This window comes from Saccharothrix carnea (assembly GCF_003014735.1).
Classification (GTDB): Bacteria; Actinomycetota; Actinomycetes; order Mycobacteriales; family Pseudonocardiaceae; genus Actinosynnema; species Actinosynnema carneum.
In genome coordinates this window covers 633,847-656,929 of record NZ_PYAX01000005.1, presented here as the reverse complement: position 1 = coordinate 656,929, position 23,083 = coordinate 633,847, and the positions used below count along the sequence as shown (strand labels likewise).

The following is a 23,083-nucleotide window of genomic DNA, read 5'->3' as shown; positions in this document are numbered from 1 at the left end:
CCCAGAGCCACGACCGTGATCTTGCTGCTCGTCATCTTCCGACGCGCCTCGCCCGGTCATGGCGTCTACCGTACCGGTCAGTTATCCGATCGAGACCTCCGCGTCGGTATCTATTGATCGAGGTGCGGCTCGTCGGGTGTCCTGCAGCACCGTTCCAGCCACAACGCGGCACCGATGAGCACGGCCGCGCAGGCGACCCCGACGAACCCGCTGACGGTGTCGTTGTCGGCCGCCTCGAACTCACCACGAGCCGGCAGCACGTACACGAGCACGCCCGCCCACGCACCGGCCATGATCGCGCCGAGCAACGACGACGCCTTGGCGAACGCCACCGCCCGTGCCGCGGTGAGCGGCTCGACGGGCCGCGCGCCGGGCTTGCGCAGGATGCGGGCGCGCAGCGAGAACGCCAGGTACAGGTTGACCGCCGCGATCACCAGCAGGGTGAAACCGGCGAACGCGGGCAGCGGCGGCAGCGTGTCGTAGGCGAGCCTGATCAGCAGGTGCGCGAGCAGGCCCGCGACGAGTCCGGCGGCGAGCAGGTCACGTGGCTTGGTGAACCTCACGCCACCATCGTCCCCGACTACTCGGCCAGCGCGGTCTCGCGCCTGCCGAACAGCGACAGCACGGGCAGCCACGGCCCGGGGGCGGTGTCCCAGTCCAGCCCGCGCACCTGGTCGTCGTTGCGCCGCCCGCCCAGCACGCGCAGCAGCTCGAACGACGACGTCCGCAGCGTGCCCGCCGGTTCGCCTTCGCCGAGGACCCGGTCACCGTGCTCCAGGGTGATCCGCAACGCGGGCAGGTGCCGCGCCCGCAGCCGCTGGTCCAGTTCCTGCAACGGCCGCGTCAGCGCCGCCCGCACCGCCACGTTGTCCCGCTCGCCCGGCCGGCCCAGCGCGGTGCGGATGTCGTGCTCGTGCGAGACGATCTCGGCGACCAGCACCGCGCCCATCGGCGAGTCGAACAGCCCTTCGGCGATCTGGAAGTTCCGCTCCCACTCGACCAGCAGGTCGCCCAGGCTCCGGCCGCGCCGGTCGCTCACGTGCCGCTCGCCCCACGAGCCGTCCTCGACACCGTCGAACCGCTGCTCGGTGCAGTCGTCGAGTCCGCCCGCCAGGTGCGCCACCACGTCCCGGACCGTCCACCCGGGGCAGGCGTCGACCGGCGCGTCGGGGTCGCCGCCGGTGGCCAGGCTGATGATCCGCCGCCGTGCGGCGTCGTAAGTGACCGCGTTGCTCATCGCGCCACCTCCGCGGCCACGCTAACCCCGCGCCACGACCACCGCAGGGTTCGCGTCACACCAGCCGGAGGTCATCCCGCCGGGTGACGCCGCCGACGTCCAGGCCGGCGAGCAGGTCGCGCACCGGGCCGTGCCCCGGCACGACCGCGTCCGGTTCTACGTCCAGCCACGGCACCAGCACGGACGCGCGGTCGTGCGCGCCGGGGTGCGGCAGCAGCAGTTCCGGGTCCGCCGACCGCACGCCGTCCACCGTGACGACGTCGACGTCCAGCGTGCGCGGCCCCCAGCGCCGTTCCCGGACCCGGCCCGCCGCCTGCTCCAACGCCTGCCCGCGCCGCAGCCAGCCCCACTCGTCCACGTCACCGGAGACGACCAGCACCGCGTTGAGGAAGTCGTCCTGGTCGGTCACGCCCCACGGCGCCGTCTCGTACACCGGTGACGCGGCCACCAGCACGTCGGCGAACCCGGCCACCGCGAGCCGCAGGTGGCCCAGCCGGTCGCCCAGGTTCGAGCCGAGCGACAGCACCGCCCTAGTCACGGGTGCGCCTGATCGTCACCGAGACGTCCTCGAACGCCAGCGGGATCGGGGCGGACGGCTTGTGCACGGTCACCTCGGTCACCCGCACCCGCAGGTCGGTCATCACCTCGTCGGCGACCTTGCCCGCCACCGTCTCGATCAGGTCGTACGGCCCGCCGGCCACGATCGCCGCCGCCCGTTCGGCCAGCTCGCCGTAGTGCAGCGTCTCCCGCAGGTCGTCCGTGGCCGCCGCGCGCGACAGGTCCAGCCACGCGGTGATGTCGACCAGGAAGTCCTGGCCGTCGCGCTTCTCGTGCTCGAACACGCCGTGGAACCCGCGCACCCGCAGGCCCTTCAACGAGATCCGGTCGGAAATCTCCGCCACCTCCGCTGGGACACTCACGTCAGTGGGCACCGCCACGCCTCCACGCCCCGGCCACCGCGACCGCGTCCAACGACCGGTCGACGTCGTGCACCCGCACGCCCCACGCGCCGACGAACGCCGCCAGCGCCGACACCGCCGCCGTCGCGTCCTCCCGGCCGTCCGGTGCCCGGTCGCCGAGCAGGGTGCCGAGGAACCGCTTGCGCGACGCGCCGACCAGCACCGGGAACCCCAGCTCCAGCAACGAGCCGAGCCCGTGCAGCAGCTGCCAGTTGTGGGTGGCGTTCTTCGCGAACCCCAGGCCGGGGTCGAGGATGATGTCGTCGGACGCCACGCCGGCGGCCAGGGCGGCGTCCACCTGGCGGCACAGCTCGTCCCGCACGTCGCGCACCACGTCGTCGTAGACGGCCAGCTGGTCCATCCGCCTGCTGTGCCCGCGCCAGTGCATCAGCACGTACGGCACGCCCGCCGACGCCACCAGCGGCGCCATCCCCGGATCGGCCAGGCCGCCGGACACGTCGTTGACGATCGACGCGCCCGCCTCCAGCGCCGCCCGCGCCACCTCGGCCCGCGTGGTGTCCACGCTGACCGGCACGCCCTCCGCGACCAGTGCCCGGATCACCGGCGCGATCCGCGCGGCCTCCACGTCCGGCGACACCCGGTCCGCGCCGGGACGCGTCGACTCGCCGCCGACGTCCACCAGGTCCGCGCCGCGCCGGAACAGGGCCACGCCGTGCGCCACCGCGTCGTCCAGGTCGAGGTACCGGCCCCCGTCCGAGAACGAGTCCGGTGTGACGTTGAGCACGCCCATCACCACGCAGTGCCCAGGCTTGGGCACGCTCACCGCAAACGTCCCTTGATCAGCTCGATCGCCTCCGACCGCGACGTCGCCGAGTCGCGCAGCAGCCCGCGCACCGCGGACGTCGTGGTCCGCGAACCGGGCTTGCGCACGCCGCGCATGGCCATGCACAGGTGCTCGGCCTCGACGACCACGATCACACCGCGCGGGTCGAGCCGCCGCATCAACGCGTCCGCGACCTGCGACGTCAGCCGCTCCTGCACCTGGGGCCGCTTGGCGTACAGGTCGACCAGCCGGGCCAGCTTGGACAGCCCGGTCACCCGGCCGTGCTCGTTCGGGATGTAGCCGACGTGGGCGACACCGTGGAACGGCAGCAGGTGGTGCTCGCAGAACGAGAACATCGGGATGTCGGTGACCAGCACCAACTCCTCGTGGCTCTCGTCGAACGTCCGCGCCAGCACGCTGTCCGGGTCGGTGTGCAGCCCGGCGAACAGCTCCCGGTACGCCCGCGCCACCCGGGCGGGCGTGTCGCGCAGCCCTTCGCGCTCCGGGTCCTCACCGCACGCGAGCAGCAGCTCGCGCACCGCCGCCTCGGCCCGCTTCTGGTCGAAGGGCCGGCGCGCGAGACCGGCCCCCCCGTTCGCGGAGAGGCCGGTCTGGTCGAGCGCGGTGTCGTGCTCGGTCACGTGCGGTTGTCCGGGTCCGTGTCGAAGGACCTCTTCCCCGCTTCCGCGTCGGTCGGCTCCGGCTGCCACTGGGGTGGCTGCGGGGCGCCGCCAGGCACCGTCGCGGGCGTCCACCCGGGCGGGGCACCGTAGTTCGGCGGACCGGACGACGGGTGCTGCGGCTGCGGCTGGTAGGGCTGCGGCTGCTGCTGCGGGTAGGCCTGCGGGTACGGCTGTGCCTGCGGGTACGGCTGCACCGGCGGGTTCTGCGCCTGCGCGCCGTTGCCGCTGTGCGGCGTCGGCACCCCGTCCTGGACCGGCACGTCGGAGTCCAGCGTGTCCTCGATCGCGGGCGGCCACGGCTCGCCGCGCTCCTTGGCCAGTTCCGCCGGGGTCTTGACCGGCGGCTTGTCCGAGGGGGTGCGGTTGCCGAACTCGTTGAACTTGGTGATCCGCGGGCGCTTCTCGACCGCGGCGAAGATCCGCTCCAGGTCCTTCTGGTGCAGGGTCTCCTTCTCGATCAGCTCCAGCGTCAGCGCGTCGAGCACGTCGCGGTAGGTGTTGAGCACCTCGTACGCCTCGGTGTGCGCGGCCTCGATCAGCTCGCGCACTTCCTCGTCGATCTCGTGCGCGACTTCCAGCGAGTAGTCGGCCTGGCGGCCCATGCTGCGGCCGAGGAACGGCTCGCCCTGCTCCTGGCCGTACTTGACCGCGCCGAGCCGGGCGGACATGCCGTACTCGGTGACCATCGCGCGGGCAATCTTGGTCGCCTGCTCGATGTCGTTGGACGCGCCCGTGGTCGGCTCGTGGAAGACGAGCTCCTCGGCGGAGCGGCCACCCAGCGCGAACACCAGCCGGGCGATCATCTCCGACCTGGTCATCAGGTCCTTGTCCTCCTCGGGCACGGACAGGGTGTGACCACCCGTCCGGCCGCGGGCCAGGATCGTGACCTTGTAGACCGGGTCGATGTCCGGCATCGCCCACGCGGCCAGGGCGTGCCCGGCCTCGTGGTAGGCGGTGATCTTCTTCTCCTTCTCGGAGATGATCCGGCTCTTGCGCGCCGGACCGCCGATCACGCGGTCGACCGACTCCTCCAGCTCGACGCTGGTGATGATCGTGCCGTTCTTGCGCGCGGTGAGCAGCGCGGCCTCGTTGACCACGTTGGCCAGGTCGGCGCCGGAGAAGCCCACGGTGCGCTTGGCCAGGCCGTCCAGGTCCGCCTCGGGTGCCAGCGGCTTGCCCTTGGAGTGCACGCGCAGGATCTGCTTGCGGCCCTTCAGGTCCGGCGCGGACACCGGGATCTGCCGGTCGAACCGGCCGGGGCGCAGCAGGGCCGGGTCGAGGATGTCGGGCCGGTTGGTCGCCGCGATCAGGATGATCCCGCCGCGCGAGTCGAAGCCGTCCATCTCGACCAGCAGCTGGTTGAGCGTCTGCTCGCGCTCGTCGTGACCGCCGCCCATACCGGCGCCGCGGTGGCGGCCGACCGCGTCGATCTCGTCCACGAAGATGATGCACGGCGCGTTCTGCTTGGCCTGCTCGAACAGGTCGCGCACGCGCGAGGCGCCGACACCGACGAACATCTCCACGAAGTCGGAGCCGGAGATCGAGTAGAACGGCACGCCGGCCTCGCCGGCCACGGCGCGCGCGAGCAGCGTCTTGCCGGTGCCGGGCGGGCCGTACAGCAGCACGCCCTTGGGGATCTTCGCGCCCAGGGCCTGGTAGCGGCCCGGGTTCTGCAGGAAGTCCTTGATCTCGTAGAGCTCTTCGACGGCCTCTTCGGCGCCCGCGACGTCGGCGAACGTCGTCTTGGGCATGTCCTTGGACAGCTGCTTGGCCTTGGACTTGCCGAAGTTCAGGACGCGGTTGCCGCCGCCCTGCGCGTTGTTCATCATCCACATCAGCAGGAGCAGCAGCAGGCCCAGCGGGACCAGGTAGAGCAGCATCTGCATCAGGAACGAGTCCTGCGTGACCTTGGTCTCCACGACCGGCTTGTTGTTCGCCTGGTCGAGGATGGTGAAGACCTCGTCCGTGGAGCTCGCCGGGAACTGGGCGCGCACGCGGTTGCTGCCCTCGACGGTCACCCCGTCCTTGAGGGTGAGCTTGAGGAGCTGCTCCTTGTCCTCGATCGTGGCTTCCTTGACCTGGCCGTCCCGGATCTGTTGCAGTGCCTGGGACGTCTTGATCGGGGTGTAGCCCCGGTTGTCGTCGAAGAGCACGTTGAAGGCGTAAAAGAGCAGCAACACCGCCAAGATCCACAGCAGCGGGTTGCGAAGCAGGCGCTTGCGGTCCATGCACTTACGGCCGGCGGGCGGCCTCGACCCTCCCTGACTTGTCGACGGGCGCAGACGGGCACACCCGTCCGACCAGACTACCGCCCATGGCTCGGGCGAAGCGCTCCGCGTGCGGGCCCTGTCGCGTCTTGCCGGACCAACGGCCGGGGACGGCTCCTGGTTCCCGTGGTGACCGCGAACACGCGTCGCAGGTCAAGGAGGTTCAGCCGGTCGGATGATTCGATCATGAACCGGCGGGGAGCCGAGCCCGTATCCATTACGAGGGGTTATCTGTTACTAGCAGGTAGCAACAAGATGAGCACCACTCGAGTGATGTAGAACACGAGAGTTTGTCAGGTCAGTGCGCCGTGTCATTCTCGGCAACCACCGAGTGTCCTCGCCCACCCGAAAGGGTGAACACCGACCGAAGGTACGAAGCATGTCAGCTCGCAACCCGGACGGCCCTGGTCGCTTCCGCCGCGTCCTCCTGCCCCTCGGCGCCCTGATCGGCGTCATCGCCGCGGCGGGCGTCACCGTGGTGGCACTGCGAGCCACCAGCGGCCCCGAGTGCCGGGGCACCCTGCCGCTCAAGATCGCGGTCACCCCGGCGGTCGAGGAGGTCGTGCGCGGCGCGGCCGACGACTACCAGGCCACCCAGCCGATGGCGGACGAGAAGTGCGTGCAGGTGCAGGTCGAGGCCCGCGGCGCCGCCGACGTGGCCAACGAGCTGCCGACCGCCCAGATCAACCCGCCCGCGCTCTGGGTGCCGGACTCGTCCATGTGGGCCGCCGAGACACAGCGGCAGGCCGGTGAGGAGGGTGCCGAGGCGCCCCGGCTGGACATCCTCGACCCGCTGGCGAGCTCACCGCTGGTGATCGCGGGCTCGGAGCGGTCGCTGAGCGCGCTCGGCTGGCCGATCACGCCCGTGACCTGGGCGAAGGTCGTGGACCCGAAGGTGCCCGTGACGTTGAGCGACCCGACCATGTCCACCGAGGGCCTGGCCACGCTCGCGGTCATCCGGGCGCAGCTCGGCAACCCGGACGGCACGCCCAAGCCGGAGCTGATCGGCGCGCTGCTGCGGGTCGGCCGCAACGCGCTGCCGTCCGTGCGCGACGCGTTCGGCAAGGTCGTGCAGGGCGAGGAGAACGCGCCCGTGTTCACCGCGTCGGAGCAGTCCGTGCTGTCGGCCAACCGGGTGGCGGGGTCGCGCCGGGTCGTCGCCTCCTACCCCAAGGAGGGCACGGTCTCGTTCGACTACCCGCTGGTGCGGGTGAGCCGGGCGGGCGAGCAGGCGGGCACCGCCCAGGCCGCGGCGGACTTCGAGAAGGCGTTGCGCACCGGCCGGACCGCCCAGCGGTTCGCCGAGGCGGGCTTCCGCACGCCGGACGGCAAGGCGCCCGGCGGCTGGACGAACGAGAAGGACGGCGTGCGCGGCGACGACGTGGCCGTGCTGAAGACGCCGGACCCGGACCAGGTCTCCGAGCTGCTGCGCACGTGGGGCGCGGTCAGCCTGGACACCCGGCTGCTCGCGGTGCTGGACGTGTCCGGCTCGATGGCCGAGAAGATGAGCAACGGCCAGACCCGGGTCGAGGCGGCCCGCGAGGCGGCGCTGACCGCGTTGGGCATGCTGCCCGACACCTCGGAGATCGGCCTGTGGGCGTTCTCGACGAACAAGAAGCCGCCGAACGACTGGATCGAGCTGGTGCCGGTCGGCCCGCTGGGCGAGCCGATCGCCGGCGCGCCGCGACGGGTGCAGCTGCAGAAGGGCGCCGGCAACCTGCCCGCGCTGGTCGGCGGCGGCACGGCGTTGCACGAGACCGCGCTGGCCGCGTTCCGGCACGTGCAGCAGACCTACGACCCGTCGAAGATCAACTCGGTCACGCTGATCACGGACGGCAGCAACGACGACATCTCCAGCATCGACCTGCCCGCACTGGTGGCCACGTTGAAGCAGGAGGCCGACCCGGCGCGGCCGGTGCCGATGATCATGGTGGGGCTGGGCGCCGACGCGGACATGGACGCGCTGCGGCAGATCGCCGACGCCACCGGCGGCAAGGCCTACCAGGCGATGGAGCCCGAGGACATCCGCGGCGTGCTCTTGGACGGCATCTCACAACGCCGCTGCCGGCCCAACTGCTGACAGTCGCGGGAACGGGGGGCGGCCTACCCGGCCACCCCCCGTTCTCGCTGTTCAGCTCGAGTACACCTTGGGGTCGAGCGCGCCGATGTAGGGCAGGTCGCGGTAGCGCTCGGCGTAGTCCAGGCCGTAGCCGACCACGAACTCGTTCGGGATCTCGAAGCCGACGTACTTCACCGGCACCTCGACCTTGACCGCATCCGGCTTGCGCAGCAGCGTGCAGACCTCCAGCGACCGCGGCTTGCGCGAGGCCAGGTTCTTCAGCAGCCACGACAGCGTGAGGCCCGAGTCGATGATGTCCTCGACGATGATCACGTCGCGGTCCGCGATGTCCCGGTCGAGGTCCTTGAGGATGCGCACCACCCCGGAGGACGAGGTCGACGAGCCGTAGGAGCTCACCGCCATGAACTCCAACTGGACCGGCACCGGCAACGCCCTGGCCAGGTCGGTCATGAACATCACCGCGCCCTTGAGCACGGTGATCAGCACCAGGTCGTTCCCGCCGTCGGCCGGGTAGTCAGCCGCGACCTTGTTGGCCAGCTCGGTGACCTTGTCGCTGATCTCCTGCTCGCTGATGAGCACGGAACTGATGTCGCCGTCGTACACGGACGGTTCCCCTTTTGTCATGACTGCACTGGTTCCACTCGCAGCCTGCCATGCGCACGCCGCGCCACAAAGCCGCCGGGCAGCCACACGCCGCCCTGCCCGCGCCACTCGCTCACCAGCGCGTCCACCCGGCGCAGGTGCGAGTCGGACAACTCGGGCACCTGCTCCTCCAGCAGCCACCGCCGCAGCACCCGACGCCTCAGGGCGGTCGGCAGCTGTTCGACCTCGGCCACGGAACAGCGGTCGCCGCCGAACGCCTCGGCCAGCTCGTCCAGCGCGTCGCAGTCCTCGCGCAGGTGGGCGGCCGTGCGGGCGAGCGCGTCGGCGACCCCGCCCTGGAGCACCTCTTCGAGCAGCGGCAGGACCTCGCGGCGCAGGCGGACCCTGGTGTAGCGGGGGTCTTCGTTGTGCGGGTCGTCCCACGGCGTGAGGCCGAGTTCGTCACACGCGGCCCTGGTCGTCGCCCGGGAGACCCGCAGCAGCGGACGGCCCCACGGCGGGTCGTGCGGGCGCATGCCGGCGATGCTGCGCGGCCCGGAGCCGCGGCCCAGGCCGAGCAGGACCGTCTCGGCCTGGTCGTCACGGGTGTGGCCGAGCAGGACCAGGCCGCGCTCGGGTCTCAGCGCCGCGTACCTGGCCTTGCGGGCGGCGGCCTCAGGTCCACCCGATCCGGTGACCTCCACCCGGCGTACCTCGGCGGCCAGGCCCAGTTCGCGGCACGTGCCCGCGGCCCGTTCGGCGACCTGCGCCGACCCCGGTTGCAGGCCGTGGTCCACGACGACGGCTGACGCCTCGACCAGTCCGGCCTCGACCAGTCCGGCCGTGACGGCGGCCAGGGCGAGCGAGTCCGCGCCGCCGCTGACGGCCACCGCGACCCGCTCGGGCCGGTGTTCGTGGAGGAAGCGCTTGACGGCGGTGCGCACCTCGGCGAGCGGTCCGTTCACGGTTGGACGCGGCGCAGCCAGCCCGCCGGGTCGGCGATCTCCGCCCTGGTCGGCAGGGTGTCGGGGCCGGTCCAGACGGTGTTGAAGCGGTCCATGCCGACCGCGTCGACCACGTGCCGGGTGAACGCCGCGCCCTCGGCGTACTGGCGGACCTTCGCCTCGACGCCCAGCAGGGTGCGCAGCACGCGGTCCAGCACGCCACCGCCCTGGCGGCGGGCGGTGAAGCGTTCGCGGATCGTGCGGACCGAGGGCACCACGTCCGGGCCCACGGCGTCCATCACGTGGTCCGCGTGGCCCTCCAGCAGGGTCGACAACGCGATGAGCCGGTCGAGCACCTCGCGCTGGCCGGGGCTCTGCAGCAGCTCGACCAGGCCGCCCGACTCGCGCAGCCGCTTCGGCAGGTCGCGCAGGCGTGGCGCGGAGCCCTCCTCCATGCTGCCGAGCAGCGTGGCGACCAGGCCCGCGAAGTGGTCGGCGAGCCACGGCACGGCGGTGAACTGCAACCGGTGGGTGCCCTCGTGCAGGCACACCCACATGCTGAAGTCCTCGCCGGAGACGTCGAGGGCCCGTTGGGCGCCGACGATGTTCGGCGCGACCAGCAGCAGCCTGCCGCCGTCCGAGAACGGGTCGTACTGGCCGAGCACCCGGCCGCTGAGGAACGCGATGACCACGCCCGCCTGCACGCCCGCCGTGCCCGCCAGGACCCCGCTGAACGCGCCGGACTGCTTGGGCAGGGCGCCGTCCGTGAGCGCGGAGAGGCCCTGCACGGCGGCACGCACCCACGCGGGCCGGTCGACCACCTCGCCCTGCCTGAGCGGCAGGCCGTGGCCGAGACCGGTGAGCTCGCGGACGTGCACCTCGGCGTCCACCGCGAGTTCGCGCAGTCGGTGCACGGCGACGTCGGCCTCGGCTCTGGGCACGATCGGGCCGGGGCGGACGAGCCTGGTCGCCGTGGTGACGGCCAGGGCCCAATCGACCGGGGCACTGCGGTCCTGCGTCGCCGGGTTCACCCTCCTGACGCTACCTGCGCGACCCGCCCGAACGTAGAACTCGGGGTACCCGAACGTTCGACACTCGGGACCTGAACGTACGACTCACGCGAGAGTCGTACGCTCACCCCGCGCGTGTCCTACGTTCAGAACGACCGTGTCCTACGTTCAGGTACCCCGAGTCGAACGCTCAGGACGGCTCAGCAGCCGCAACTGCGCAGCGCGGCGGCCAGCTCGTCCAAGGCACCGCGCACCTTCGCGGTCTCCCCGGCGTTGAACGACATGAACGCGAACACCAGCAGCCGCCCGTCCGCGTCCACCACCACGCCCGCCAGCGTGTTCACCGCCGTCAACGTGCCCGTCTTGGCCCGCACCCAGCCACGGCCGCCCGCGCCCCACTGCTCGTAACGCCCCGCCAGCGTGCCGCTGCCACCAGCCACCGGCAGGGCCGTCAGCAACGGCCGCAGCTTGGCCGTCCTCGGGTCGGACGCGTCCGGCTTCGCCGCCGCCGCGAGCACGTCCGCGAGCAGCTTCGCGGGCACCTTGTCGTTCGGCGACAGCCCGCTGCCGTCCACGATCGTGGCCGTCGACAGGTCGAACCCGTGCTCGGTCAGCACGTCCCGCACCGCCTGCGCCGCACCCGCGAACGACGGCTCCAGCCCGCGGGCCTTCGCCACCTCCCGCGCCACCGTCTCGGCCAGCACGTTGTCCGAGATCTGCATCAGGTTCTCGACCAGCCGGTCCACCGGCACGGACTTCACCTCGCCGAGCACCTCCGCGCCCGGTGCCGCCGCGCCCGCCGCCACGGCCGGCACGCCCAACCGCTGCGCCAACGCCTGCGCCGCCACCGCCGCCGGGGTCGACGTGCGCCTGACCTCGTCCTTGGTCGGATCCTCACGCCCGCCGTCGAGCATCACCGGCTCGATCGGCGCCACGTACCCGCCCGGCACGTCGTCGGGGTGCCACCCGGGCGCCGTCCCCGGCCCGGCGTACCGGGACACGTCGTACAGCACCTGCGTCACCGGACCGCCCGCCGCGCGCACCTGCGCGGCCAGGTCGTCGATCGTGGCCGCGCCGGGGTACACCGTGGTCTGCCCCGCGGGCAGGGACGACAACGTCGGGTCGCCGCCCCCGACCAGCACCACCGACCCGGGCTGAGAGCCGCGCACGACCTTGGTCGAGAACTGGGACGTGTGGTCGAGGGTGAGCAGCGCCGCCGCCGCAGTCAGGATCTTGATCGTGGACGCGGGCGTCTGCGGCGCCGTCTCGCCCTGGTTCCACAGCGCCGTGCCGGTGGCCGGGTCGACCACCACGCCCGTCAACGGCGCCAGCAGCGCGTTCGCCGCCGGACCGGCCAGCACGGACCGCACGCCGGCGGCCGTGGGCGGGGTGCCGTCCGCGCCGACGCCCTTCACCGACAACGACACCGGCGCGGGCGGGAGCGGCGCGGCCGTCGTCGGCGCGGGCGTGGTGTCGAACCAGCCCTGCTGCGACCCGACTACCGCCGTACCGGCCAGGGCGACGACCAGGAGCGCCGCCGCACCCAACACGAACGGGCGCTTCCGCCGCCCGGCAGGCGGCGGTGGATCTTCACGTTCCGTGATCGGTTCAGGGACCGGTTCAGGTTCCGACTTGATCTCGGTCGGCGGCACCGGAGGGGGTGGCGCGGCGGGCTTCGGCGGCACCCTCACCGGCGTGGCCCGCACCGGCGCGGGGATCCGCATGGTAGCCGGCTCAGGCCGTCTGACCTGCACCGTCGGCGGCTCGCGGTCGACCTCGTCACCGTCGACGGTCGGCCACGATGGATCGTCGGGCACGCAGTCCTCCGCGGTCGAGTACGGGCAACGTCACACCCTCGGCAAGGGGTTGACGAGACGTCGTAGTCCACACTAGTGGCGTAACGAACGGCGAAGACGAGCGAGGACCGCGCAGTGGAGTTCGACGTCACCATCGAGATCCCCAAGGGGGTCCGCAACAAGTACGAGATGGACCACAAGACGGGGCGCATCCGGCTGGACCGGACCCTGTTCACGGCCACTCAGTACCCGGCGGACTACGGGTTCGTCGACGACACGCTCGGCGAGGACGGCGACCCGCTGGACGCCCTCGTGATCGTCCAGGAGCCGACGTTCCCGGGCTGCCTGATCAAGGCGCGCGCGATCGGCATGTTCCGGATGACCGACGAGAAGGGCGGCGACGACAAGCTGCTCTGCGTCCCGGCGGAGGACCCGCGCTCCGAGCACCTGCGCGACATCCACCACCTCAACGAGTTCTACCGGCTGGAGATCCAGCACTTCTTCGAGGTCTACAAGGACCTGGAGCCGGGCAAGAGCGTCGAGGGCGCGACCTGGGTCGGCCGCACCGAGGCCGAGGCGGAGATCGTCCGCTCGTACCAGCGGCTGAAGGACGCCGTGGCGCGCGGCGAGGACCACTGAGCTGATCCGCGAGAAGAGGCCCGCCCCCGGCTCGGGGAGCGGGCCTCTTCTCGTCGGCGGACCGGGTCAGTGCAGCGCGACCGGCGCGGCCTCGGCGTTCTCGTCCTGCACCCGCTCCAGGCCGGACCGGTTGGACAGCGGCACCTCGCGCAGGAACCAGATCACCGCGAACCCGACCAGCGTCACCAGGCCGCCGACCAGGAACACCAGGTCGATCGACTCGGAGAAGCCGTCCAGGAACGGCCGGGCCAGCACCGGGTCGAGCCTGGTCAGGAACTCGGTGTTGTCCAGGTCGAAGCCCGTGCCGCTCTGCAGGCCGACGGCGAACTCGCGGTTCTCCGGCCGGGCCAGCGCCGCCTGGAAGTCGGGCGTGGCCGCCGCCGTGCGCAGCGCGTTGCCGATCTTGTCGCCGACCGTGCTGAACAGGATCGACAGGAACACCGCGGTGCCGACCGTGCCGCCGATCTGGCGGAAGAACGTGGCCGACGAGGTCGCCACGCCCATGTCACGCGGCTCGGCGTCGTTCTGGATGGCCACCAGCAGGGTCTGCATGCACAGGCCGAGGCCCGCGCCCACGAAGAACATCAGCACCAGCGGCTGGAAGATCGGCGTGTCCGTGCCGACCGTGCTGAACAGGAACAGCGCCAGCGACAGCACGCCGAACCCGACGACCGGGAACACCTTGTAGCGGCCGGTCTTCGCGGTGATGTTGCCGCTCGTGCCCGCCGCCATCATGATGCCGAACGTCAGCGGCAGCATCATCAGGCCGGACTCGGTGGCCGAGTAGCCCTTCACGATCTGCAGGTACAGCGGCAGCGACACCATGCCGCCGAACATCCCGATGCCGAGGATGAAGTTGATCAGGTTGCCCAGCGAGAACGTCTGGCGCTGGAACAGCCGCAGCGGCAGCAGCGCCTCGTCGGCCATGCGCCGCTCGACGAACACGAACCCGACCAGGCCCAGCACGCCGACGACGTACATGGCGATCGCGGTGCCCGATGCCCAGCCCCACTCGCGGCCCTGTTCGGCCACGATCAGCAGCGGTACCAGGCCGAGGGTCAGCAGGCCCGCGCCGACGAAGTCGATCCGGTGGTTCACCCGCTGGTGCGGGATGTTGAGCACCTTGGCCACCACGACCAGCGCCACCAGCGCGATCGGCACGTTGATCAGGAACACCCAGCGCCAGCCGGCCGTGCCCAGGAACGACTCCATGCCCGCGAACAGACCGCCGACGACGGGTCCCGCGACGCTGGAGATGCCGAACACCGCCATGAAGTAACCCGTGTAGCGACTGCGCTCACGCGGCGAGGTGATGTCCGCCAGGATCGCCATGGCCAGCGACATCAGGCCACCGGCGCCCAGGCCCTGCACCGCGCGGAACGCGGCCAGCTCGTACATCGAGTTCGCGATGCCGGACAGCAGCGAGCCCGCGAGGAACAGCGAGATCGCGGTCAGGTACATCGGCTTGCGGCCGTAGATGTCGGACAGCTTGCCGTACAGCGGCGTGGAGACCGTCGCGGTGATCAGGTAGGCGGTGGTCGCCCACGCTTGCAGCGTCTGGCCGTGCAGCTCGTCGGCGATGGTCTTCATCGCGGTCGCCACGATCATCTGGTCGAGCGCGGCCAGGAACAGCCCGAGCAGCAGGCCCGACAGGATCGTCAGGATCTGCCGGTGGGTGAGCAGGGCGGCGCCGGGTGGCGGCGCGTCCGCTCGGGTTGTCGTTTCCGACATCACTTCTCCCCTTCTGAGCGCGGCCCCAGTCCGCTCTCAGCGATGAAATCCGGTAGCGCCTTCTCGTAGTCCCCCACGAAGCGCTCGAAGTACTCGATGAACTGCGTCCACTCCTGCGGGGACCAGTCCGTGAACAGGTTGGCCAGCAGCACGTTGCGCTGGGCGCGGCGTTCGGCGAGCAGGCGTTGCCCCGCCTCGGTCACCGCGAGCACGCTCGCCCGGCCGTCCTCCGGGTCGGCCCGGCGCTCCACCAGGCCGTCCTTGACCAGCGTCGCCACCTGGCGGCTGACCGTGGAGGGGTCGGAGAACACCGCCTCCGCCAGCGCGCCGGCCCGCGACGGGCCCATCTGGTTGAGGTTGGCCAGCAGCACGAACGACGCCTTGTCCAAGCCCGCCTTGCTCATGTGCGACGCGACGCAGGCGTGCATCTTGTTCATCCGCACCAGTGCCATGCCCAGCCGGTCGGCCATGGCGAGCTCCTCGGCCCGCACCTCGTCACCCACCGGGGTCGTCATCGCACACTCCGTTTGCTTGCATCAACCAACTAGTTGCTGGGTACAAGCATGCGCTCGAACGGGTGGCTTGGCAAACGAGTTACCCGTGACTCCGGTCTCATGGTTACCGGTCGGTAGCATCCGGGCCATGAGCGCTGACTACTCGTTCGTCGCCGACGCGATGAAGCAGGCCGTGCCGTGGGTGAAGACCGTGGGCGTGGAGTTCCCGGAGGTCTCGGGCGACCGGGTGGTCGCCGAGCTGCCCGACCGCGAGGAGCTGCGCAACCACGTCGGCGGCCCGCACGCGGCGATGATGTTCGGCGTCGCCGAGACCGCCTCGGGTGCCGTCGTGATGGCCGCGTTCGCGCCGCACCTGTCCAAGGTGACGCCGCTGGTGGCGCGGTCGGAGATCGCCTACAAGAAGCTGGCCCTGGGCACGCTGCGCGCGGAGGCCGTGCTGGCACGCCCCGCGGCGGAGGTCGTGGCCGAGCTGGAGGCCGGCACGCGGCCCGAGTTCCCGGTCGACGTGACGATCACCGACGCGAACGGCGTGACGACCGGTGAGATGACCGTCGTGTGGACCCTGCGCCCCAACCGGTGACTCAGCGTGCCCGACCGGGTGTGCCACGTGACGTGGGTAACACCCGGTCGTCGCACCGACGATGACGCGATCATGGCAGAGAGAACCGCAGGCCCCGCCGATTCGGGGCCGTTAGCTTCCTGGCGCAAGCTCCCCCGCAAGCGCCCGACCGTCACTGTCGGTGTCGCGACGCTGTTCGTGCTCGTCGTCGGCTGCTCCGCGAGTCCGGAGCCCGCGGGCGGGGCCTTACGTGCGCCCAGCACGACTGGAACCACAACGACCACCACCACCACAACCACGACAACGACCGCACCTCCCGTGAAGGTCGCGGAAGTCGTCGACGGCCGCACGATCACCGTGTCCGGCGGCGGCCGGGTGCAGTTGGCGGGGCTCGCACAGCCCGGCGAGTGCTGGGGCGCGGCCGCGGCCGACTTCCTGAAGACCACGCTGACGGGCCAGGACCTGCGGGTCGTCGGCGCGACCGTGCTGCTGCCGGATGGCGTCGACCTGGCCGTCCACCTGGCGGGCCAGGGCCTGGCCCGCGCCGAGCAGGCCGCGTCCGCCGCCCTCACCGCGGCCCAGGAGGCGGCGAAGGCCGCCGGTCTCGGCCTGTGGGGCGCACCGTGCGCCGGCGGCGACACGGTCGCACCGCCGCCGCCTCCCCCGCCCGCGCCGAAGCCGACCTACAACCCGCCTCCGCCGCCACCCGTGCAACCGGCCCCGCAGCCGGCGCCGCAGCCCGTGCAGCCCGCCCCGCCGGCGAGCGCCTACTACGCCAACTGCGACGCCGCCCGTGCCGCGGGCGCGGCGCCGCTCTACGCCGGCCAGCCCGGCTACCGGCCCGCGTTGGACCGCGACAAGGACGGCGTGGCCTGCGAGTAGGTTCCCCGCCGTGAAGGTGGACCGGTTGGAGGACGAGTACGACCCGCGGACCGTGCTGAACGCGGCACGGTCGGCGCGGGAGCAGGGTTGCGACGGCTTCTGGCTGGCCGAGACCCGGCACGACCCGTTCGTCGCACTGGGCCACGTGGCCGGGCAGGTGGACCGGCTGGAGCTGGGCACGTCGATCGCGGTGGCGTTCGCGCGCAACCCGATGAGCACCGCGGTGCAGGCCAACGACCTGCAGCTGCTGACCGGCGGGCGGTTCCACCTCGGCCTCGGCTCGCAGGTGGAACCGCACGTCACCAAGCGGTTCGGCATGCCGTGGTCACGGCCCGCGGCGCGGATGCGCGAGTTCGTGCTGGCGTTGCGCGCCATCTGGCACACGTGGGCCACCGGCGAGCGGCTGCGGTTCCGCGGCGAGTTCTACACGCACACGTTGATGACGCCGTACTTCGACCCGGGCCCCAACCCGCACGGTCCGCCGAAGGTGTGGCTGGCGGGCGTCGGCGAGCTGATGACCGAGGTCGCGGGCGAGGTGGCGGACGGGTTCCTGTGCCACGCCTTCACCACCGAGCGGTACCTGCGCGAGGTGACGCTGCCCGCGCTGGCGCGTGGTCGGGCGAAGGCGGGGAAGACGCTGGAGGGGTTGGAGATCAGCGGGCCGTCGCTGGTGGCGTGCGACGAGCGGGGCGTGGCCGAGGCCAGGCGGCGCATCGCGTTCTACGGCTCCACGCCCGCCTACCGCAAGGTCCTGGACCTGCACGGCTGGGGCGAGCTGCACGAGGAGCTGCACCGGCTGTCGCGGCGGCAGCGCTGGGACGACATGGCCGCCGCCGTCACCGACGAGGTCCTGACCGCCTTCACCGTCGTGGGCACGCCCGTCGCCGCGAGGGCCGAGCTGACCCGCCGCTACGGCGACGTGATCACCAGGATCGCCGCACCGGTCGTCAGGACCGGATGAGGTACCGGCCGCTCGGCTCGTCGCGCAGCATCCAGTGCCGGAACAACTCGGCCCGCACCCGCGCCACGGCCCGCCGCCGCACCCAGCGCCGACGCCCGACGCGTGCCGCCAGCACGGCCAGCGGCAGGGCCAGCACCGTCAGCACGACCATCGTGACCATCGCCATCACCTCCACGGTGGCAACGACACCGTCGCCCACACCTGACGCCAATGGTGAAAAGGTCACCCCGATGGAGCAGCATCGCCGACTCGGTCCGTAGTCGGCAAGGTGATCCGAATCAGCCGGACCGCTCGTCGACCACGGCCCTGACCGACCAGTCACACCTCGCCGAGCGGGTCCCGGCGTCCACGGACCCCGCCGGCCACCACCATCGCCGCCGTGATGATCCGGTTCACGACCAACCGTTTCCGGACATCCGGCTCCTTTCGACGTGGTGCGGCTACAGGCGGAACGTCACCAGCGCCCCTCTGACGTCGCTTTGCGTGATCGCTTCCCGCAGCAGCGTCAATTGCCTGACCTGACCGACCAGGCCGGCTTGGGTCGCGGACTGCAACGTGGCTCCCACGAGCTTTTTCGCCACCGCGACGTTGCCTTCCAGGGCCGCCAAGTGTGCGAGGTTCTTGGTGAACGAAATTTTGGCGATCAACGTTCTGCGAGGCCCGATGGCGGCGAACGACCGCACGAACTCGTAATGCAGGTTCCGTGCCGCGGCGTGGTGTCCCTGGTTGGTCAGGAACTCCATGACCCGCTTGACGCTGCGGTAGTAGTCCAGAGGTCGCTGGTCTTTGTAGTGCACCGCCTGCGCCAGCAGCGCCAGGTGCCCTCGCAGCTCCTGCCGGGCCATCACCTGCTGCCTCACGACCGGGATGTAGTCGGCCGGTTCCGCGTGCCTCGCGATCCACTTGTCCGCCAGACCTTCGGTGAGCAGGACGGCGTAGGCCGCGTCATCACCGGATGCCTTGGCGACGATCGACGTCAGCCAATACCAGTTGAGCAGTATTCTGGGCACGAGCGTGCCGCCCGTCGCGCGTTCCGCTTGTTCACGAGCGCGGTCGAGGTGCGCACCCGCTCGCGCCAGGTTGTCGGCGGACGCACCCGCCGCCAGGCACATCTCACACAGGAAGAGGTGGAGCGCGGAAAGGCTCGTCGAGCCGACCACGTCCAACCTCCGCGCGAGCGCGGCCGCGCTTTCACCCATCACCAGCGCGAGTCGCGGGTCTCCGGTCCTGGAGTAGTAGTCCCGGACCCGGGTCTGTTCCGCGCCGAAGAACAGGTCCGCCGCCCGCGCACTGGAGGCTATGCGTTCCTGGATGTCCCGGCTCACCAGAAGCGGAACCGCCCCCAAGTCGTCCATCCGACCCAGCGCCCCTACTTGATGACGAATCGGTCGAAGCCCCGTGCGGCGAGGCGCTCGTACGCCGCCCACACGTCGTCCGGCACGTCGACCGGCTCCTGGAAGCCCGCCTCCGCGTAGACCCTGAGTCGTTGCAGGTCGCCGACCATCAGGTTGATCATCCGGTCCAGCGGCACGTCGGGGGTGGGGTGGTCCCACACCGGCATGACCTGCGGTCGGGTGAACCACCGCACCTCGGGCCATTGCCTGCCCGCGGTGGCCCGCGCGCGGCGGGCCATGTAGGGCTTGCTCACGATGATGCCCGTCCGCACCTCGATCCCGCGGTCGAGCAACAACTTGCGGGTGAACGAGAAGTTCTCGCTCGAGTTGGTCGAGGCGTCCTCCAGGATGAGGCTCTCCCGCGGCACACCCATCTCCACGAGGCGTTCCGCGTACCGGGCGGCCTCGGACGTCGACCACTCCTTGCTGGTCACCTTCCCGGCGCCACCGGTGACGACGACCAACGGCGCGGCACCCGAGGCGTAGAGCTCGCCGGCGTGGTCCGCGACCCTCAGGTCGTGACTGCCGAGCGCGAGCAGGAAATCACCGTCGACCGGCCCCGAATCCAGCACGTGGTACTCCCACAGGACTTCGATGTCCCTGCGGTCCTGGTCCTCGAGGTCCGACACTTGCAGTCCACTCTCGCTCACGCGTGCGCTTCCGTTCGTTCGTCGCGGGAATTGTCATCGGCCGGTGCCCTGCCGAACATCTGGAGCAGCAGCCGCCGTCGATCCTCGGCTATTTCGGTCTGCCCGGCTCCCAGCGGGGTCTTGCCGTGCAGGTATCGGTGCTGATCGACGAGGACCACTTCACCGGATCGCAGCGGAATGGTCGTCAGGTGGTCGTGCAGCGCATCCGAGAATTCCCGGACCGCCTGCCGGGCACCGTCGTCGATCGAGTCTGCGTGGCGCAGGCTCCGGAGCCGCGCCCGGCTCAGGGTCCGGCCGCTCGGCACCCGGCTCGAGCCCGGAGGCGCAGCGCCCGGGCGGGGGCGGCGCTCAGCGCGTGGTCGGCCACCAAGACGGCGCTGGGGCCCTCCCCGGAGGGAGAGCCCCAGCGCTGTATCCCGCGAGCCGCCTATCGGAATCGAACCGATGACCTGCTCATTACGAGTGAGCCGCTCTGGCCGACTGAGCTAAGGCGGCGAGATGCGACAACTATAGCCGAACCCCCCGGCGTCACCGAACCGGGGGTGGGTCGTTAGACGCGACAGTGACGGTGCTCACGCGGCGTCGCCGCCATGACGCCGCTGTCCGGGAGGTTCGCCCACATGCGCCTGATGGCCGTGCCCGCCGCCGCCGTGCTGGTCGCGCTCTGCGCCGCTCCCGCACTCGCCCAGCCGACGACGACGCCGGTGCCCGGGCCGCGTGACCCGAACCAGCCGCCGGTGTCCGCCGGGCCGCCCCTCAAGGCGCACGCGATCGGCGACGCCGGCACCGGTCTCGCCGTGGTCAGGCTCGCGCCCGACTCCGCCCCGACCAGCACGATCCTGCCCGGCTTCGGCGAGCAGCTGCCCAAGCAGTCGGCGGCCGAGATCGGGGTCGGGCTGGCCTCCGCCCAGGCCAACACCGAGGCGTTCCTGGCCTACGAACGGTCGGTCGCGCAGGCCTCGCCGCTGGGCTTCGCGGTGGGTGGCCGGGCGCCGCAGACGCCGGGCACGCTGGTGCAGACCGCCTCACCGGACAACGCCGACCCCGTCACGGGTGGCCTCACGCCGCCCGCCACCCCGCTGGACGCGCTGCTCAAGGTCGGTCTGCTCAACGGCAGCGTGCACGCCCGCTGGGACGACGACCTCGGCCCGTGCGTCCAACCGCTCGCCGACGCCAAGACCTCCGTGGCCTCCCTCAGCGTCCTCAACGCGATCCCGACCCTGCCCGGCACCCCGGACCTCACCGGCCTGCTCACCGGGTCCAAGCTCGACGGCGCCGGCCAACAGCTCCTGATCGACAACGTCAAGCAGCTCACCGCACCGCTCAGCCAACTCGGCGGCCTGCTCTCCGGCACGCCCGACACCGGCGCGAACGGCTCGCTGCTCAGCCTCCCCGAGACGCTCGGCGCCCACTCCACCGTCGAGCTGGTCGACCTGCCCGGCAGCGCCAACAAGGCCGTCAAGTCGACCTCCACGCTCCAGGCGGCGAGCGTCCGCCTCCTCGCCGGCACGTCCGCCGAGATCCGCGTCGACGTGGTGAGCCGGCCGACGCTCACCGCACTGTCGACCGGCGACCAGGCCACCTCGAAGATCACCTACACCGCCCCCGTGCTGCGGGTCAGCCAGGGCGGCAAGGAGCTGGGGACGCTCGACGCGGCCAACCCGAAGCTGGACGTCCCGATCGGCGTCACGGCCGGTCAGAAGCTGCCGCTGGTCGGCGCGTTGGCCGAGGGCCTGCCCACGCTCGACATCGGTGTCCTGCGGCTGCAGATCGCGCAGCTCAACCAGAAGGACATGGTCATCGACGGCCCCCTCCAGCAGGGCGGACCGACCATCAAGGGGTTCATGCTCGGGGCCACCGCGCGCCTGCTCGACCTCCAGCTGCTGCCGACCGATGCCCTCGGTCTGCCGAACCTGCCGTCGGCGCTGGCACAGGTGTCCCTGGGTGAGCAGATCGTGCGCGCGGCGGCCCCGAGCGGCGGCGTGGTGTGCGCCCCGACGCAGGCACCGCCGGGTGGTGGCGGCCAGGCGGCACCGCCGAAGCAGGGACAGCCGTTGGCCTACACGAACGCGGCCTACAAGACGGTCCCGATCTTCTGGACCGGCACGGTGCTGCTGCTGATCGGCGTCGTCGTGGTCGCCGCCCTGCCCGCGCACCGCCGTCCGACGACGAAGGCGACGCCGAAGACGCCGTGACCGCTCAGCCGCGCTGGAGCGTGGTCAGCATGGCCTCGATGGCGATGCGCGGCTTCACGTTCAGCTCCAGCGCGGTCCGGCAGTTCAGCACGGCCTCCAGCCGGCGCAACGTCGACTCCGGCGTCCACGACGAGGCCGCCGTCCGCACGTCCTCGGCCCGGTCCGGGTGGTTGAGCACGGCGGGCGCGCCGGTCGCGGTGACCAGCACGTCCCGGTAGAACGCGGCCAGGTCGACCAGCGCCTGGTCCAGCGAGTCGCGCTGGGTCCGGGTGGCCCGCGACTTCTGCCGCTTCTCCAGGTCCTTCAACGCGCCCTTGGCGCCCCGTGACGCGGCGGCCGTGCCCTTGCCCGTGCCGCCGGCGCCCATGGCGGTCTCCAACGCCTCGCGCTCGGCCTGGTCACGGCCCTCGTTCGCGGACTGCGCGTCACCCTCGGCGGCCGACACGAGCTGGTCGGCGCAGGTGAAGATGTCCGCCGGCCTGCGCAACGCGGTCGGGATCCGCAGCACGGCCTCGCGCCGGGCCCGCGACTGCTCGTCGGTGGCCAGCCGCCGCGCCCGGCCCACGTGCCCGCCGCACACCGACGCCGCCCACGACGCCACCTCCGGCGCCACGCCCTCGTCCTGCAGCGCCGACGCGATCGCCGCCGTGCGCGGCGTGGCCAGCGACACGACCCGGCACCGCGATCGGATGGTCACCGACACGTCGTCGGGGTGGTCCGATGGCGCGCACAGCAGGAACACGGTCCGCTCCGACGGTTCCTCCACCGCCTTGAGCAGCGCGTTCGCCGCGCGCTCGGTGAGCCGGTCGGCGTCGGTGATGATCACCACCTGCCACCGCCGGGACGTCGGCCGGCGGGCGGACACCTGCACCAGCGCCCGCATCTCGTCGACGGAGATCGACAACCCTTCCGTCGAGACCACGCGCACGTCGGCGTGCGTGCCCGCCAACGCCGTGTGACACCCGTGGCACTCACCGCAGCCCGGGCGGTCGTCGGTCGAGGTGCACTGCAACGCGGCGGCGAACGCCCGTGCCGCGACCATGCGCCCGGAACCGGGCGGCCCGGTGAACAGCCACGCGTGGGTCATCACGCCCGGCGCGGGCGACCCTCCCGCCACGATCGACGCGGCAGCCTCCGCCGCTGACGACAGCACCGCGACCGCCTCGGGCTGGCCGACGACGTCGCCCCACACACCACGGTTCACCAGGCGACCGT

At 71.7% G+C, this 23,083-nt stretch carries 24 protein-coding genes and 1 tRNA gene; 6 read left to right on the top strand and 19 right to left on the bottom strand.

Features of this window, described 5'->3' with window-relative positions:
- Positions 1–110 precede the first annotated feature (110 nt).
- From B0I31_RS18025 to ftsH, 7 genes are read right to left on the bottom strand one after another with little or no spacing between them, the layout of a single operon-like run.
- A complete protein-coding gene (locus tag B0I31_RS18025; protein WP_106616511.1) occupies positions 111–563 on the bottom strand; it encodes a DUF3180 domain-containing protein in 453 nt (150 codons plus the stop codon).
- 17 nt (positions 564–580) lie between these two features.
- Positions 581–1,237, bottom strand: coding sequence for a maleylpyruvate isomerase family mycothiol-dependent enzyme (locus tag B0I31_RS18020; protein WP_106616510.1), 657 nt, complete (start codon positions 1,235–1,237; stop codon positions 581–583).
- 55 nt (positions 1,238–1,292) lie between these two features.
- Positions 1,293–1,775, bottom strand: coding sequence for a 2-amino-4-hydroxy-6-hydroxymethyldihydropteridine diphosphokinase (gene folK, locus B0I31_RS18015; protein ID WP_106616509.1), 483 nt, complete (start codon positions 1,773–1,775; stop codon positions 1,293–1,295).
- Positions 1,768–2,130: a dihydroneopterin aldolase gene (gene folB / locus B0I31_RS18010; RefSeq protein WP_106616593.1), complete on the bottom strand. Its 363-nt coding sequence runs from the start codon at positions 2,128–2,130 to the stop codon at positions 1,768–1,770. The genes folK and folB overlap by 8 nt, the downstream gene beginning before the upstream one ends.
- A 28-nt stretch (positions 2,131–2,158) precedes the next feature.
- Complete coding sequence (gene folP / locus B0I31_RS18005) at positions 2,159–2,947, bottom strand: dihydropteroate synthase (protein ID WP_106616592.1); 789 nt, start codon at positions 2,945–2,947, stop codon at positions 2,159–2,161.
- Positions 2,948–2,976: 29 nt separating this feature from the next.
- Positions 2,977–3,621 carry a GTP cyclohydrolase I FolE gene (gene folE / locus B0I31_RS18000; RefSeq protein WP_106616508.1) on the bottom strand — a complete coding sequence of 215 codons (645 nt, stop codon included), beginning with the start codon at positions 3,619–3,621 and terminating at the stop codon, positions 2,977–2,979.
- The gene (gene ftsH, locus B0I31_RS17995; RefSeq protein ID WP_106616507.1) at positions 3,618–5,891 is read right to left on the bottom strand and encodes an ATP-dependent zinc metalloprotease FtsH; all 2,274 of its coding nucleotides are present in this window, start codon (positions 5,889–5,891) and stop codon (positions 3,618–3,620) included. Before ftsH ends, folE begins: the two co-directional genes overlap by 4 nt.
- A gap of 418 nt (positions 5,892–6,309) precedes the next feature.
- On the opposite strand from ftsH, the gene B0I31_RS17990 reads away from it, so the two are divergent.
- Positions 6,310–8,010: a substrate-binding and VWA domain-containing protein gene (locus B0I31_RS17990; protein ID WP_106616506.1), complete on the top strand. Its 1,701-nt coding sequence runs from the start codon at positions 6,310–6,312 to the stop codon at positions 8,008–8,010.
- A 51-nt stretch (positions 8,011–8,061) separates the two neighbouring features.
- Here B0I31_RS17990 and hpt read toward each other — a convergent pair whose 3' ends face one another.
- The 4 genes from hpt to dacB all read right to left on the bottom strand — a co-directional run bounded on the left by hpt (position 8,062) and on the right by dacB (position 12,096).
- Entirely contained in the window at positions 8,062–8,613 is a 552-nt protein-coding gene (gene hpt, locus B0I31_RS17985; protein ID WP_106616505.1) for a hypoxanthine phosphoribosyltransferase, read from the bottom strand.
- A 17-nt stretch (positions 8,614–8,630) separates the two neighbouring features.
- Positions 8,631–9,557: a tRNA lysidine(34) synthetase TilS gene (gene tilS, locus B0I31_RS17980; protein ID WP_106616504.1), complete on the bottom strand. Its 927-nt coding sequence runs from the start codon at positions 9,555–9,557 to the stop codon at positions 8,631–8,633.
- Positions 9,554–10,567 (bottom strand): zinc-dependent metalloprotease, encoded by a 1,014-nt coding sequence (locus tag B0I31_RS17975; protein ID WP_106616503.1) that lies wholly within the window; start codon positions 10,565–10,567, stop codon positions 9,554–9,556. Before B0I31_RS17975 ends, tilS begins: the two co-directional genes overlap by 4 nt.
- A 179-nt stretch (positions 10,568–10,746) precedes the next feature.
- The gene (gene dacB, locus B0I31_RS17970) at positions 10,747–12,096 is read right to left on the bottom strand and encodes a D-alanyl-D-alanine carboxypeptidase/D-alanyl-D-alanine endopeptidase (RefSeq protein WP_181320218.1); all 1,350 of its coding nucleotides are present in this window, start codon (positions 12,094–12,096) and stop codon (positions 10,747–10,749) included.
- Positions 12,097–12,477: 381 nt separating this feature from the next.
- On the opposite strand from dacB, the gene B0I31_RS17965 reads away from it, so the two are divergent.
- The gene (locus B0I31_RS17965) at positions 12,478–12,981 is read left to right on the top strand and encodes an inorganic diphosphatase (RefSeq protein WP_106616501.1); all 504 of its coding nucleotides are present in this window, start codon (positions 12,478–12,480) and stop codon (positions 12,979–12,981) included.
- Positions 12,982–13,047: 66 nt separating this feature from the next.
- Here B0I31_RS17965 and B0I31_RS17960 read toward each other — a convergent pair whose 3' ends face one another.
- Together B0I31_RS17960 and B0I31_RS17955 are read right to left on the bottom strand one after the other, a co-directional pair.
- Entirely contained in the window at positions 13,048–14,712 is a 1,665-nt protein-coding gene (locus B0I31_RS17960) for an MDR family MFS transporter (RefSeq protein ID WP_106616500.1), read from the bottom strand.
- Positions 14,712–15,227, bottom strand: coding sequence for a MarR family winged helix-turn-helix transcriptional regulator (locus tag B0I31_RS17955; protein WP_106616499.1), 516 nt, complete (start codon positions 15,225–15,227; stop codon positions 14,712–14,714). Before B0I31_RS17955 ends, B0I31_RS17960 begins: the two co-directional genes overlap by 1 nt.
- Before the next feature lie 127 nt (positions 15,228–15,354).
- Here B0I31_RS17955 and B0I31_RS17950 point away from each other — a divergent pair, with 127 nt between their 5' ends.
- From B0I31_RS17950 to B0I31_RS17940, 3 genes are all read left to right on the top strand, one after another.
- Positions 15,355–15,807, top strand: coding sequence for a DUF4442 domain-containing protein (locus B0I31_RS17950; RefSeq protein WP_181320217.1), 453 nt, complete (start codon positions 15,355–15,357; stop codon positions 15,805–15,807).
- Between the two features lie 297 nt (positions 15,808–16,104).
- Complete coding sequence (locus B0I31_RS17945) at positions 16,105–16,668, top strand: excalibur calcium-binding domain-containing protein (protein ID WP_245950015.1); 564 nt, start codon at positions 16,105–16,107, stop codon at positions 16,666–16,668.
- A 10-nt stretch (positions 16,669–16,678) separates the two neighbouring features.
- On the top strand, positions 16,679–17,629 hold the full coding sequence (locus B0I31_RS17940) for a TIGR03617 family F420-dependent LLM class oxidoreductase (protein WP_106616497.1): 951 nt from the start codon (positions 16,679–16,681) through the stop codon (positions 17,627–17,629).
- Here the strand turns inward: B0I31_RS17940 and B0I31_RS17935 are convergent.
- The 5 genes from B0I31_RS17935 to B0I31_RS17915 form a co-directional block, all read right to left on the bottom strand.
- Positions 17,616–17,795, bottom strand: coding sequence for a hypothetical protein (locus B0I31_RS17935; protein WP_146173879.1), 180 nt, complete (start codon positions 17,793–17,795; stop codon positions 17,616–17,618). The genes B0I31_RS17940 and B0I31_RS17935 overlap by 14 nt on opposite strands.
- 274 nt (positions 17,796–18,069) lie before the next feature.
- Positions 18,070–18,984 (bottom strand): hypothetical protein, encoded by a 915-nt coding sequence (locus B0I31_RS17930; RefSeq protein WP_106616495.1) that lies wholly within the window; start codon positions 18,982–18,984, stop codon positions 18,070–18,072.
- A gap of 14 nt (positions 18,985–18,998) precedes the next feature.
- Entirely contained in the window at positions 18,999–19,652 is a 654-nt protein-coding gene (locus tag B0I31_RS17925; protein WP_181320216.1) for a YdcF family protein, read from the bottom strand.
- Between the two features lie 17 nt (positions 19,653–19,669).
- Entirely contained in the window at positions 19,670–19,978 is a 309-nt protein-coding gene (locus tag B0I31_RS17920; protein ID WP_181320215.1) for a TauD/TfdA family dioxygenase, read from the bottom strand.
- 116 nt (positions 19,979–20,094) lie between these two features.
- Positions 20,095–20,168 (bottom strand) — tRNA-Thr (locus B0I31_RS17915).
- A 95-nt stretch (positions 20,169–20,263) separates the two neighbouring features.
- Between B0I31_RS17915 and B0I31_RS17910 the strand changes: the two genes are divergently transcribed.
- Positions 20,264–21,868: a hypothetical protein gene (locus B0I31_RS17910; RefSeq protein WP_245950013.1), complete on the top strand. Its 1,605-nt coding sequence runs from the start codon at positions 20,264–20,266 to the stop codon at positions 21,866–21,868.
- A 4-nt stretch (positions 21,869–21,872) separates the two neighbouring features.
- Here the strand turns inward: B0I31_RS17910 and B0I31_RS17905 are convergent, their stop codons facing one another.
- Entirely contained in the window at positions 21,873–23,072 is a 1,200-nt protein-coding gene (locus B0I31_RS17905) for a DNA polymerase III subunit delta' (RefSeq protein WP_106616491.1), read from the bottom strand.
- Between the last annotated feature and the right edge of the window lie 11 nt (positions 23,073–23,083).

What these genes read in the sequence shown, in the direction of transcription:
- B0I31_RS17960 (WP_106616500.1), bottom strand. Translation starts at nt 14,712, where the DNA reads ATGTCGGAAACGACAACCCGAGCGGACGCGCCGCCACCCGGCGCCGCC.
- B0I31_RS17955 (WP_106616499.1), bottom strand. Translation starts at nt 15,227, where the DNA reads ATGACGACCCCGGTGGGTGACGAGGTGCGGGCCGAGGAGCTCGCCATG.
- ftsH (WP_106616507.1), bottom strand. Translation starts at nt 5,891, where the DNA reads ATGGACCGCAAGCGCCTGCTTCGCAACCCGCTGCTGTGGATCTTGGCG.
- B0I31_RS17950 (WP_181320217.1), top strand. Translation starts at nt 15,355, where the DNA reads ATGAGCGCTGACTACTCGTTCGTCGCCGACGCGATGAAGCAGGCCGTG.
- B0I31_RS18020 (WP_106616510.1), bottom strand. Translation starts at nt 1,237, where the DNA reads ATGAGCAACGCGGTCACTTACGACGCCGCACGGCGGCGGATCATCAGC.
- B0I31_RS17935 (WP_146173879.1), bottom strand. Translation starts at nt 17,795, where the DNA reads ATGGCGATGGTCACGATGGTCGTGCTGACGGTGCTGGCCCTGCCGCTG.
- B0I31_RS17990 (WP_106616506.1), top strand. Translation starts at nt 6,310, where the DNA reads ATGTCAGCTCGCAACCCGGACGGCCCTGGTCGCTTCCGCCGCGTCCTC.
- B0I31_RS17910 (WP_245950013.1), top strand. Translation starts at nt 20,264, where the DNA reads ATGACGCCGCTGTCCGGGAGGTTCGCCCACATGCGCCTGATGGCCGTG.
- B0I31_RS17930 (WP_106616495.1), bottom strand. Translation starts at nt 18,984, where the DNA reads ATGGACGACTTGGGGGCGGTTCCGCTTCTGGTGAGCCGGGACATCCAG.
- folP (WP_106616592.1), bottom strand. Translation starts at nt 2,947, where the DNA reads ATGGGCGTGCTCAACGTCACACCGGACTCGTTCTCGGACGGGGGCCGG.